At 54.6% G+C, this 12,298-nt stretch carries 10 protein-coding genes; all 10 read right to left on the bottom strand.

Annotation, left to right across the window (positions count from 1 at the left end):
- Positions 1–14: 14 nt before the first annotated feature.
- Positions 15–2,090 carry a type IV conjugative transfer system coupling protein TraD gene (gene traD, locus QMG91_RS28295; protein ID WP_281833050.1) on the bottom strand — a complete coding sequence of 692 codons (2,076 nt, stop codon included), beginning with the start codon at positions 2,088–2,090 and terminating at the stop codon, positions 15–17.
- Between the two features lie 57 nt (positions 2,091–2,147).
- Entirely contained in the window at positions 2,148–2,708 is a 561-nt protein-coding gene (locus QMG91_RS28290; RefSeq protein ID WP_281833048.1) for a hypothetical protein, read from the bottom strand.
- 82 nt (positions 2,709–2,790) lie between these two features.
- Positions 2,791–5,604, bottom strand: a complete 2,814-nt coding sequence (locus tag QMG91_RS28285) for a conjugal transfer protein TraG N-terminal domain-containing protein (protein ID WP_281870378.1) — start codon at positions 5,602–5,604, stop codon at positions 2,791–2,793.
- Positions 5,601–7,022, bottom strand: a complete 1,422-nt coding sequence (locus QMG91_RS28280; protein WP_281833044.1) for a conjugal transfer protein TraH — start codon at positions 7,020–7,022, stop codon at positions 5,601–5,603. The genes QMG91_RS28285 and QMG91_RS28280 overlap by 4 nt, the downstream gene beginning before the upstream one ends.
- Positions 7,019–7,423, bottom strand: a complete 405-nt coding sequence (gene trbB, locus QMG91_RS28275) for a type-F conjugative transfer system pilin assembly thiol-disulfide isomerase TrbB (protein ID WP_013610282.1) — start codon at positions 7,421–7,423, stop codon at positions 7,019–7,021. Before trbB ends, QMG91_RS28280 begins: the two co-directional genes overlap by 4 nt.
- A gap of 12 nt (positions 7,424–7,435) precedes the next feature.
- The gene (gene traF / locus QMG91_RS28270) at positions 7,436–8,167 is read right to left on the bottom strand and encodes a type-F conjugative transfer system pilin assembly protein TraF (RefSeq protein WP_230691040.1); all 732 of its coding nucleotides are present in this window, start codon (positions 8,165–8,167) and stop codon (positions 7,436–7,438) included.
- 23 nt (positions 8,168–8,190) lie between these two features.
- Complete coding sequence (traN, locus tag QMG91_RS28265) at positions 8,191–9,918, bottom strand: type-F conjugative transfer system mating-pair stabilization protein TraN (RefSeq protein ID WP_281833040.1); 1,728 nt, start codon at positions 9,916–9,918, stop codon at positions 8,191–8,193.
- On the bottom strand, positions 9,915–10,409 hold the full coding sequence (gene trbC / locus QMG91_RS28260) for a type-F conjugative transfer system pilin assembly protein TrbC (protein WP_281833038.1): 495 nt from the start codon (positions 10,407–10,409) through the stop codon (positions 9,915–9,917). Before trbC ends, traN begins: the two co-directional genes overlap by 4 nt.
- A 95-nt stretch (positions 10,410–10,504) precedes the next feature.
- Positions 10,505–11,509 (bottom strand): conjugal transfer pilus assembly protein TraU, encoded by a 1,005-nt coding sequence (gene traU, locus QMG91_RS28255; protein ID WP_281833036.1) that lies wholly within the window; start codon positions 11,507–11,509, stop codon positions 10,505–10,507.
- Positions 11,506–12,177, bottom strand: a complete 672-nt coding sequence (traW, locus tag QMG91_RS28250) for a type-F conjugative transfer system protein TraW (protein WP_281833034.1) — start codon at positions 12,175–12,177, stop codon at positions 11,506–11,508. The genes traU and traW overlap by 4 nt, the downstream gene beginning before the upstream one ends.
- Positions 12,178–12,298: the final 121 nt, after the last annotated feature.

Here is a 12,298-nt window from a genome sequence, read left to right as displayed (position 1 = left end):
CTCAATAGAGAATGTCAGTCGGCGAATTCGCCTAAGTCGGTAATGGCGGCTTCATCGAGCTCGCGTTGTGCGCTTTCTTGATAGTGTTTTTCTTGGGTATCCCGGGCGATAAGATCGGACACCGTGTCGCTTTTCATCGCCCGTTGCATGGATTTGGTCTCTGTGCGCATTTCCATCTCGTCTTCGTAGCGTGCTTCCTGCGCGCGCAGCAGTGCTTTACGATCGGCTTCGGACAGATGCAGTCCCGGGGCAACGCATTCGTAATACACGCTTTCCTCATACGCTTTTTTCATGCCTGCAGAGAGTGTCCAGTCTCGTTTATCAAACGCAGGAGCCACGTTTGCCATGCGGTCGTAATGCAGATCGAGCTTAGTGATGTATTCACTGCCCGGCGTTCGAAGGTAACATTCAAGGTCGTCCAGTCCCTGAATTTCACTCGGGGACACCACCCGGCGAGTGACCGTTTGGTGGCCCAGTGAGACCCCGTCCCGCAGCGTATTGGCTCCGTAAGACACGTTTTCTTTGGACAAGTCCACTTCCTGCTCTCCGAGGTCCCGAGACGAGATCTCTGCCATCTGCGCCGAAGGGGCGCGAAAGAAAAATCGGCTATTCAACAAATCAAACATCTCGTCAGCGGCATTGCGCCCGTAGGTTTTCAGTAGCTGGGCATAAGATTGAATGCCGATGAGGTAACAGCCCCCAAACTTGCGCACTTCGGCGATGATGGCACCGAGTTCAGGCAATTTATGCAGACTGGGCATTTCGTCCATGATGACCCAGATGCGCCGATCGCTGTTCTCATCGAGACCCAGAATGGCGTTGGAAGCGATGGCAAGCCACATGGAAATCAGGGGGCGCAACGATGCATGCTGCCGGGCATTGCTCGACAGAAACAAAAATCCTTTTTGTTGCTCGTCGTGGATCCACTGGGTAATGGAGAACGGTTTAGTGAGGGATTTGGGTCGGCTGCTGTGCTCCAGTCCGTCAAGAAAGCGCAGACTTTTAATGTAAGTGGCGAGCACCGACTTGATGGAAATAGCGGTTTTTTTGATGTCATTGGACACCAGCGAGGCCGACTCTGTGCCTTTCAAAAAGCTGCCCAGCATCTCAAGTTCTGAGGTGAGCAACAGATTCAGCAGCCGGACATTAGTGCAGGGCTTTTGGTCGCGCATCATTTGAAACGCGGTACTGGCGAATATGGTGCGCGCCGAATCCACCCAGAAAGGGTCGCCTTCGCCGTGCTGAGGGATCAGAGCAGCGGCCATGTTTTCGAAATCGGGGGCATCGCTTGCATCACTCCAAAGCGTCCAGTTGGCACAACGCACATCGAACGGATTCAGAATGGTGTCGGTGCTGGGGTCATAAAACTTGCTGACAAAGGTGCAGCCCTTGTCATAAATGATGGCTTTGTCGCCACGCTGACGGATCCACTCCACCAGCTTGCGAATCATCACGCTTTTGCCAGCTCCAGTGGTGCCGATCAGCCCGACGTGCTGCACTTCAAAGTGCTGTTTGAGCAACGCCAGCCCATCAATGCGAAAATCGGAGAGCCGTCCGTCTTCGTATCCCCGCCGTCGATTGCGCTTTGCTCGCGCCTTCAGGCTTTGTGTGACTTCGTGTGGGGTAGCGAGCTGAAAACCTCGAATGTGGACGTCCAGACTTTGTGCTTGACCGCGTTGACGAAAGAATCGCAGTGCCAGGGCGAACACGATGAACCCCGTCAGCAAACTCAGTAAAAAGTGCACCTGGATCTGGAACCACAACGTGTCATGCAACGCCAGCAAAGTAGGGTTGGTCAACTGAGCGCCTAACGTGTCAGAGTACCGCTCGCCTTGCCAAAGCGTGCTGACCTGACTGTCTAACGATTTGCCGAAATCGGCGTACAGAATATTGCGCCAGTAATAGAATTCAGCCTGCCACGCGCTGGATGGCGCGCGATAGAGTGTCAGCAGGAGAGTGGCAATGCCCACTCCCCAACTGACGATACGGATCAGTGCTTGGTTGACCTGGAAAAACATCCTTAAAGCGTGAAACGTGATTTGACCACCTCGGGTCATGTGGCCACTTTTGTCGCGCAGTGGTGTAGACATAGGACACTCCTTGCCTCTGGCATCGATAAGCCCCCACGCGCGATACACTTACCATGATCAATACACCCATCCTGGTAAGCGATGTCTTTCCGGAATTGGTCGATAACATGGGTATTTGATCTGCAGTCCGTATGTAACAATTTTGGGTACACTCATAAAGGCGGCACTGCCGTTATAGCGTTCAAACCGCTTCGGATCACGTTGTAGATCGCGTTCTAACGTTTCATAGATCAGGTTTTCGATGAACACGGTCGGGTTGGGGCTGTTGGGACTGGGGAGCCTCAGTTGCCCGCCTTTCGGGCAGAACCAGGGCACCACATTGGTCCGGATCTGTTGATAAACGCTCCCAGCGTGGGCTTTTTGCATCCCCCACAAGAAGGCTTTGAGTTGAGCATGCTCGGGCGTGCCCGGCTGATCAATGTGTGAGATAAAAAAGGATAAATTGTCAACTCTCGTCATATGACTGCGCTGATTATTTGACAAAGCTGGTGAGGCATATTTCAGCTTCAGACCGATGATCAGCGCTTTAAGTTGGGGACTGGGATCCCAGGGGGCGGTGTGTCCCCAGGATGGACTCGACAACAATCCACACAATCCCAGGATCATGAAGTTTTTCATCGTGAACGCTCCTGTGTCGTGCATCGGAGCCATGATGACAGGGGGACGATTTTATGTGCAACGGGTTTATCGGTCATACGGACTATTCCTGCTCGGATGTATCATCCTTGCGCCGCACATACTGTTTGTAGCCCTCGTACTGCTGCTCATTCTGCACCATATCCGGAGCGGAAGTGTGCGACTCCACCTTACGGATGTGCTCGGAAGGCGGTGACGCTTGAGAATCGTCGGACGACTCGCTCTCCGGGTCAGCCTGAGATTGCAGATGACCGCCCCAGACTGCGGCGTTTCCACGGACATTGCGGTGGTCGTCTGGGCTGAACAGCCGCTCACTGTCGTAAAGTCGGATCATGTCGGTGGTGATTTCTTCGATGCTGGACTGAGCGAGTTCGGCTTCAGATTGCGCCATGGCTTTTTGTTTTGGGGTCAGAGAAGGCTGAGAGCGAAGTTCGGGGGCAAGGTGCAACTCGGCCAGATCGTCCATCTCGTTGTACGGCTGCGCCAAACCAAAGTTGCGCTGGAAATCTACAGAGTTTAGATAGTCTTGGTAGTGTTCTCGGATTTCCAATATTTCTTCGGGTAATCGCGCAGTCATTAAACGTTGTATCTCCGGTTGTTCAAAGTTGCCTTCCAAATATCGTTGGAATCCACTCATGGCGCTGGCACTGAACGACGCGGAATCGCTTTCCATCTGGCTTTTCAGTGACGACAAGCTGTCCACCTTGGCGCTCGACTCACTGGCGCTGACCGCCAGTCCCTGGGTACGTTGGTAGTTCAGGGCAAAATCGTGGGCATACTGTTCCATGGCGCTGCGATTGTCTTTGGCGTCTAACGTAAAGCCGGCGCGTTGCAACGCGGTCGCCCCGTCGCTGTATTGGTGCGTCGCCTGATCCATGATCTGCTTTTGTTCCGCTGTCATGTGGCTGAACGCTTCGCGGTTTTCGTCGCTCCATTTGACCCCGGCACCGATGCTCGATCCCAGCATCTTGGGTGTTCCGATTTCAACGCCTGCACTAGCTGCCATCAGATACGCGCTGGACTGATCCTCGGTCCATCCCAAGGTTTTGGACACCGATTCGACAGCTGTCCCCATTTTGGAGTTGGCTTGTGCGATGTGACCTTCGGTTGACAACGTATGTCCTTCTCCGTACGACTGACTGCTGGACCAGGCGTCGTTCCAGCGATTCTGGATTTGATGACCTTTATTGAATGCGTCGGTTAGACTGGCACTGGTTTGGGTTTGGGCACTGACCGCCTGAGCATACTGATCCTGAATACTGGTTTGCAGCAGGCTCTGGACCTGAGTTGACCACAGGGCTTTGGATTCAGTGTCCTGTGAGTGAAATGTCTGCCGGTTCCCGTCATTGAAATACGTGTTGGTCATCGAGCCGTCAGGGTTTTGTACCGATGCCATACCTGTCCTGAGTGCAACGGTGTCGTCGAGCTTATTGGCCGTCATGTTATTGAAGGCGTGGTTGCTCATCTGCAGATTACCAAAATCCACGTTCCCGGTAGAGGCGGAGGCTGACACCCGCGCATTGGTGCTGTTGATCATGCTGGCTAGCTGGTAATTCATGCTTTCGACAAATCGTCCGCCCCCCTGAAGGATTTTTCCGGCCAATACCGGGATGCTCATCATTAAAAAGCCCGTCATCCACGCAAACCGGATGTGCAGTTCGTCCAGTGCGATGGCATTTTTTAATGACAACCCGTTGAACAAACTGGCCGTGGATAGGGAGCGTGACTCCAGAGTCCACAACATGATGCCGTTCAGAATGGCAAAAAGAGCGGGCCACGTCGCCAGATAGAAAAACGTGCGCACGTAGTTGAGCAACACCATTTTGATCATGCTGGGGATCATGGCTGCGGCAATCACAAAAAAACCGAGGCAGCTGAAAATGAAGAACATCATGGTGTGCAGCATGGGCAAAAACTCCCGGGCTTGCATGCCCAGCGTTGCCCACATGGAGGTCTGTTGCATCTTATTCTGAGTGTACGCGTAGTTCAGCGCGTTGGAGGTCGGATCCAATGTGTTGATGCTGAAGCGAACGGCGTTGATGGCCATGTTTTGCCGAAGGACATCCACCGCGCTGTTGCTGATCCCTATGAAAGAGTGGTAACTGTTGGACAGGGCTCGGTTTAGCTGCTCCGAGTACACACTGGCATGGCGACCAAACAGGTAGGTGCTGAGAAGGTTCAGGTCGCCTTTCGCCGCGTATTCAAAGTCGCGACGCAGGTCAGGGTAAAATTCCCGGCACGTCTGAAATTCCCCGTTTGACAAAATCACACCTCGAAGCGGACTCATGGAGTGTTTGTCCAGAAATCCAAACAGATCGGGAGCTTCCCCCAATTCATCCCAGGTATATTTGTCATTGATTTCCACATCGCCAATGATGCAGTTGTGAAAAAAGTCGTACCAGCGTCGTCGCAGCGCCACTTCCTTCACGTCAGCCTGGCGGGAAAGCAAAAACAGCTCAGACCCAAAGAGCATGCCAGTGCGTCCGTATCGGTGCTCGTCGCTGGTGGTGAAAATGGCTTCCACCGATTCGGTGACCCCTGCCATCAATGTGGATGCCGCCCAGGTGGGTAACGCGACCACAAACGGCACGTTGTCGACCACGTAGGTACTGCCTGGTTCGGTCAGGTCGATGACCAACATCCGTGCTTTCTGCTGGATCAGCAGTAGCGGCACCAGAGCAAAAACAATGGCCCACTTCCACAAGTGCTGGGGGTTGCGGGAAAAGGTGAACAGCCCCAATGTCAGCACCGCTCCAACCATGATGGCAATGCTTAACATCGATCCAAAGGTGGCGGTACCAAAAAAGGTGGCAATGGCGTTCAGGGCGCGCATTAATGCGCCTCCCTGACTGTAGGTGTAGTAATGAAGGGTGATCATGAGAGGTTCTCCCCAAAGGTGAGGTTTTGCTGGAGGCGATCACTGAGGCGTTTCCGATAGTCTTTGTCGTTGGCCTGATGGCGTTCTATCAGTTTTTGCTGCTGCAGAATTTGTGTGATGGCGTCATCGTTTAACCCGTCGGTAAAGGTTCGGGCACGATCGATGTCCCGTAAAATGCGATCAGTATCGGTTGGGTCCAGCGTGGTATTGACCATTGACCCCTGCACGGTGTTCAGCATACCTTTCAGGTATCGATTCAACAATTCGATGGCAATGACTCGTGAGTAGGCGCTGAGATTGGGGTGGCGGTCGGCAACGGCGGCACTTTTAAAAACACTCAGTACCGGTGTTTCAGTGTATTCAAGAAACGCTTTTTGTTCGGGGGTGAGCGACTGGTCGTTCAGCAATGCATGGTAAAGCGCTTCCAACGTCGCCCGAATTCGGCTCTGGAGTCCAGAAACCTCGTCGAGCGTGGCGGTGGTTTTGTCTGGTGTCAGACACGCCTCGGTTTCGTCACAGCGGTATACATCAACGTCCCCGCCTTCAAGCAACGCCTGAATCAGGTTATTGTTGTCGGTCAGCAGACTGGGGTAGTAGTGCGGGGCGCCCGTTTCTCCATAGATTTGAGTCCCGGTGAGGCTCATCAGAAACTCCCCAAGACCCGGATCGTCGGCCAAAAACGCATTTTTCATGATCCCGGACCACACCAGGTTGTGAGCCACGCGAGCCACATCCTGTAAGGCAGGATCGTGACGCGCCAGTTCCAGTTGTGCCTGAGCCTGACCTCCCACGCCACATTCGTGCTGCGCCGCTACCCAATCGGCAAACGCGTTGTTTTGAGTCCCCATCGTTGCACACACATGGCGTTTGACCTGAGGACCCGTGAAAGCCGCCAGTCCCCCCAGTGCTGCCTGAGCGGTCTCACACGAATTGATGGACTGGTTAAGCCAGCGATCGGCAATGGATTGCAAATTATCACGGATTTGTTTGATTTGCGGCGCCCACGTCTGCAAGGCCAGATCCACGGCAAAAGGTTTTGCATTGGCGACCACCGCTTTGCCAAACTGCACGAGTTGGTCAGAATTGATGTGAGAGAACCCCCCCATGAAAGCGTCAATGCCTCCGCAACCAGCACTGATCGCGGGCAAGGTCACGGCAGCTAACTGCGCATTCTGAATGGACGTTCGAACGTACAGTGAGCCACCTTGATAGTGATGTGCCGACTGCCCTTTGAACGCCACTGGGTGCGTGACATTGGTGTGGTACCCCAGATCATCAAAAAACGCGTTCAGCGATCCTTCGACCCCTTTTGCGTGGGCAAGTCGGATAGGAGCGCCCAGACAAAGCACCAGCCCGAGAATGACAACGGTGAAGGACTCGGCTGGGGGGAAGGACAGAGAGGTGCACTGACGTTTCATTCCATCGCCCTCAGCACACTGGGATCGCTTAGAATGTTCTGAATGCTGTGCGCCAGTGCATCGTATTCGACGTTACCCACGGACACGCGTACGTATTTCCGGGTGTTCACGTTAATCAGGAAAGTGGCCGGTACCACGATGTTTCTGGGATTGGGAAAAAACTGCTGACTGATGTCGGGGGTGACGGGAATCGGAACCGGATAGTCGGGCAGGGGACGACCATCCAGTGAAAATGCATACGTGGGCAACGCGTACGCCTGAGTTAACCGCTGCAGTTTCGGCGCAAAACGATGGCAGTCCGGACAACTGCTGAGATAGAAAAACACCATGGCGTACTGCCCCGGCATTCCCAGGGCGGGCAGTGACATCAACATCAGAGACAGTAAAGCGATGAATCGCATCGTAAGCTCCTCCTAAAAATCTGGGATCCGGTAGTCCGTCGCGGCGTTGTACACGCGACTGAGCAGTTCGGACTGTGAAATAAACCCGTACGCTAACGGTTTGAACTCCGCCGTTTTGGGGTGCACCATCAAGATCGCTGGCGTATACGGCACCGTCACTTTTCCACGATTGCGCCGGTTATGGCGCACCGCGTCGATAAAGGTGTCGTCTTCACTGACTCCCAGGAGCTCAAACTGATGTGCGTCAGCAAACTGTTGCAAGGAAGGCGCTAGCCTCTGGCTTATCGCATCGTTTCCCCGATACACAAACATCAGCCCCCACCCCCGGTCGACCAGCTGAGTGACGATCTCGGTTTTCTTCTGCCGCTCCCGAGCGAGGTAAGGACCTCGGGCGGCTTGCTGAACCGGACGGTCACGCACGTAAGAAAGCTCAGGATGGGTGAGCAACAACTGCTTAAACGTCATGCCTGTCTGTGAGACTTTCTCTCCGATGAAATGGTGCATACGCATGACCGTGAGGTATTTTTCAGGATTGCCCGGATCAAGGGTTGCGGCGTTTAATGCTTCCTGATACGTGGCATGGAACCAGTCCATTTGTTCTGTCGCCGTCATTACCGTGGTGACGGTATTCGGTGGCAACCCGGTTGACGGACGGCGAAGAACTTTCGGCTCTGCAGGTTCGTTGTACCACCGCCATCCTTGAGGAGACGTTGTCGCCAGACACAGGGTGGGATATAAGACCAATAAGCGGATGAGAATGGATGCCTTCATCTCTGACCTCCATACGCAGTGAGGAGACGTTGTTTGATTTCGGTGGCGTCAGGTACCTGAGTGCCATCGTGTAGATCCTGATAGAAATCATGAAAATTCAGGTGGTCGAAGCGAATGCCCTGCAACTGCTGTGGTGTGATCCCTTGGCATAACGGGCGCTCAGGCATGCCTAATGACAGCCCCAGCTGACCGACCGCGCCTTGACGTTGAATGATACGAGCGAGCTTGTTGTCAAACACGCAGTAGGCTTTTTTGGTTCTTGTGCACACCCCCAAAACGCGCTCTGCACAAAAAGTGCCCAGATAGACTGTGGTCTCAGCTTCCTTGGCGTGCCCCAGTGCCTGCTCTGTTTCGGAGCATTGATAGCCCAGTCCCTGCCCCCATCCGCCATCGGCACAACAGTCCCGAAACCCCACCATGCCCACAGAGCAATCCATCCCTCGTCCTTTGAACAGGATCGGTGGCTCCCCAAGCTGCGTTGCGGCAGCGGCGAGAGCAGACAGCGCCGAGGCTGCTCGGTTGAAATCTGAAGAAAGGCGAGGACGCGCCTCATAACAGTCACCGTCCAGACAAAATGACGTCTCCCCGCAGATCAACTCAGTGTGATGACACGAGGTTTCTTGACACTGAAGGGAAACCTGCTCCAATACGCAGATCCCTTGTTGAGTCAGACTGCACTCGGCGTTCATAAACTGACAATCCGAGAGGGCAGGACAGGTGTCTTCAAATGCACAATGGTGAGTGAGGTGGTAACGCCAGCAAGGCAGTGTGACCGATAAGCCGTTAATGTCTCGGGTTTCTTCTGGTTCAATACACTGCTCGGACGTACGCCGACAAGATGCCGTAAGAGGGCATTCTGTGTGCCACGTCAGAGTCTGTCGTATGCAGGTGTGTCCGGATAATGTGTGGTCGGTCGGGCAGGTGACTTGCGCAGGCTGCACCCTGCTGACCATTGCACAGATTTCCCAGCGCTTTCGCCAGCCGTCGTGTTCTCCACCCCGGCAGTTGGTGACATAGTGATATCGTTGTTCTCCCCGCCATCGACCCTCTGCCGCGCGCGTTCGTCGTCCTTCCCAGATGTAAGTGGTGCTGTTGACCCAACCGCAGTTGCCGCCCGATGACGATACGAAGTGGCGTTCGTCATATCGGCACTCCGGCTCTGTTCCGTGGCAATAGCGGCCAGTCCGCTGCCAGCCTTCCGGGCATACGTATGTGACGGGGACACTCGAGACCTGAAAAACAGGCAACTTTTCGCACACTACAGGGTTGTCGGTGGGTCGCTCGCAGGTTTTGGTGACGTCAACTGGCTGGCATTGTCGCCCTGCTTCACAGTCGATGTACGGTCCGGATTCTCCGTGGGTGATTGACTTAGCAAATTGCTGACCGATCAGGGCATGGCGATAGCTGCGATCCAAGGCTGGGTTAGGACGTCCACGATTGAAATTATCCGCCAGACTCGATGCGACGTCGTCTGTGAAGTATCTCTGGTTTTTCTGATGCTCTATCTGCGCCGGGGTTAAACCTTCCTGCCAGGGAGGGGAACACGAAGTGTCCTCGCACAACAAGGACTCTATCGACTGTGGGTCTATCCGGTCGGTGATGGAAGACTGAGTCTGCTGAGCCCAGGGCAACGCCTCATTGTAGTGCGTGTCCTGAGCGGCGTGACTTGGCATCACACAACCCAGCAAGAGGATGCCCCACCCGCATATTGTGAAGGGGCTCATGGCGCCATCCTCATTAACGCCGTTGCCGCCGCGGCGCCGTGTTGTCCCTCAGCCAAATGAGTGAGGGCGTCGTACATAGACACGTTTCCCCGCACCACATCAAAATGGAGCGGATCACAGGGTATTGCGGGCACACAGCGTCCCGGGCTAACCGACACAAACGCCGGCACTTCACGGATGTGAAACGTGCGGAACCAGTTTGGATCAATGGCAATGCCGCTGTGAATGCCTTTTTGGCTCAGCGGACTGACCAACGTCGCCACGCGTTTGGCCGTCGCGACAAATCCGTCGGCATGGATCCCCCGGATGACTAAGGGCACTCTGAGTCTGGCACTCTGGACCAGTAGGGATTCCAGTGCAGGACGAGGCATACTCAGTGAAACGAATGCCATGACCTGTGCTGGTCCAGAAGCTTGACCACTCTTTGGGACAACAGGCAGCGCTTGGTTGAGGTGTTGTGGGCTGAGCCGAGTCAGCGCTCCCCGTTGCAAGACCTGGGCTGTCATAGCCGGCGTATCCTCGGTTTGGGATATCATGGATGTCGACAGAGCGATCATCAGTAGACTCACGTTCATGTTGCCTCTTTTTACAAGAACACGCAGTTGCGTTTGCGCCATTGGACAAAACCAAAGTTATCGCCCGTGGTGGGGTTGTTGTGCCCCATTTCCCACCGACTGGTGGTCGTGGTGTACGGATGGCACTGACTCGCGTCGGGGATCGGAGCGCTCATCTGGTAGCGATAACGCGACTTTGGCAAGATAGGAGCGGCATGCTGGTAGCACACAGCGCCATCCTCTCCGCGGGTTTCCCAGACCAGTCCTTGCCGATGCAATTTGTAGTTCAATCGTTCCATCATCAATGTCGCCGCTTGAATGGGGCTGTCTCGGTAGTTGGTGTTGCCTGTTAGCGGGTACGCGCTGCCTTGAGAGCCCAGGCACCAAAACAGCGAGTCGATTGGCAATGCGTGCCCTGTGGTGGTCTTAACGGCTTCTGATAAGCACGCCAGCTGTGCGGTCGGCGAGCCGAAGATGATGGCTTCCGGGTTAAGAATGAAGGCGAGTTCATCGTCGTTCCACAACGGATCCAACTCTGTTAGGTATGCCACATCAAACGCCGCCGTTTCCATGCACGCGGCGGACTGCATCAACTGAAGCCAGTAAATAATGGGGTAACGATACCAGTGGGCGTGATAAAACCCGCCATCACTGCTGGTGTGGTCGCGTGAGGTGGTTCGTCCCCCGATACGCTGCGCATTGGCACCACTCAACCCCATGCCCATATTGACCATGCAGTACGGCACGCGTGTGACGTCTGTCAGGGCGTAAGGCTCCCAATACCCAATGTTCAGCCCAATCTGAACGAACACTGGCGGCGGTCGGGGACAAAACGAGATTGGGCTCGCCGGGTTTGACGTATCGGGGTACGACGATGGCATGAGTGGAACGGAACCCAACGTCATCGGGAACAAGCATGACCAGCAAATGTCGGTCAGAGGATTCACAAATTTGCCTGAGCAGGTTGCACCAGAGAAGGCGGGAAGATGAACCAGCAGAAGACTTATACCAAAAGCCAATGAAAAGTTCCGTTTCATTGTCTGGTCTCCTCGACATTTTTGAGGCTGATGTCGACCTCCGTTACCCGCCAGTACCGACCCGATTGCTCCACCCAACTGGGCACAGAGCGTACATGCAGGCGACGGACCAGATCTCCGCGCTGGTCAAAATAGACGGGACCTGAAAGGTCTTTAGTACTCTCTTTGGGGTTACCACCCGTCAATATCCAACGTATCGGGCGCGGATCTTGGAAAGACGCTGCCCAGCGAATTTGTCGTTGATCACTGGCGTCGAGAAAGACCAGTACTTTGTTGTAGCGAAAGTGTTGCAATCGGGTATTGGGTGGCCAGGTGTCGGGATCAAAGGGGTTTATGGTGTCGCCTGCCCGCGCAATGGGTTCTCTGGATACAGGGTGCAGGATGTCGTGTCCGAATCGCAGGGTTGGGTCAACATAAAAAATTTGAGGACGCTCTGTGGTCGGCAGACCCAGAGAGGGGGGAGTGGACACGGACTGGCGCACCCGCGCTTGGAAATCATCCACCAACCGTGTCAACTCTCCCGAGGCTTCCATGGTGGTCAAGCGCCGTTCGATCCAAGTCAGCAAATCTTCTTCCCCAATAGGAAAAGTAGGTCCCAGTTTTCCCAGGTCAGCGGCGCCGGTAGGGACACTCAAACACACGCCGAGCCAAATCCACGCCAGCTTCATGGTGCGATCCCTCGTTTACAACCCGCAGATTCTGCTTCCGGGCCGGAGGGAGGAGGTGCGGGTATGCAGACTCTGAGTCGGGTACCACTGCGCGGTTTTTGTAAAACGCTGACAGCCCCAG

Origin of the sequence: Vibrio nigripulchritudo (assembly GCF_027924785.1) — a bacterium.
In the GTDB taxonomy this organism is placed as follows: domain Bacteria; phylum Pseudomonadota; class Gammaproteobacteria; order Enterobacterales; family Vibrionaceae; genus Vibrio; species Vibrio nigripulchritudo.
The sequence above is the reverse complement of the archived record's forward strand: the minus strand, read 5'-3'. Positions and strand labels throughout refer to the sequence as shown.

Excerpts from the sequence above, each read along its gene's own strand:
- trbB (WP_013610282.1), bottom strand. The coding sequence starts at position 7,423 with ATGCGATTCATCGCTTTACTGTCTCTGATGTTGATGTCACTGCCCGCC.
- traW (WP_281833034.1), bottom strand. The coding sequence starts at position 12,177 with ATGAAGCTGGCGTGGATTTGGCTCGGCGTGTGTTTGAGTGTCCCTACC.
- QMG91_RS28290 (WP_281833048.1), bottom strand. The coding sequence starts at position 2,708 with ATGAAAAACTTCATGATCCTGGGATTGTGTGGATTGTTGTCGAGTCCA.
- traU (WP_281833036.1), bottom strand. The coding sequence starts at position 11,509 with ATGAAACGGAACTTTTCATTGGCTTTTGGTATAAGTCTTCTGCTGGTT.
- traN (WP_281833040.1), bottom strand. The coding sequence starts at position 9,918 with ATGAGCCCCTTCACAATATGCGGGTGGGGCATCCTCTTGCTGGGTTGT.
- QMG91_RS28280 (WP_281833044.1), bottom strand. The coding sequence starts at position 7,022 with ATGAAACGTCAGTGCACCTCTCTGTCCTTCCCCCCAGCCGAGTCCTTC.
- QMG91_RS28285 (WP_281870378.1), bottom strand. The coding sequence starts at position 5,604 with ATGATCACCCTTCATTACTACACCTACAGTCAGGGAGGCGCATTAATG.
- traD (WP_281833050.1), bottom strand. The coding sequence starts at position 2,090 with ATGTCTACACCACTGCGCGACAAAAGTGGCCACATGACCCGAGGTGGT.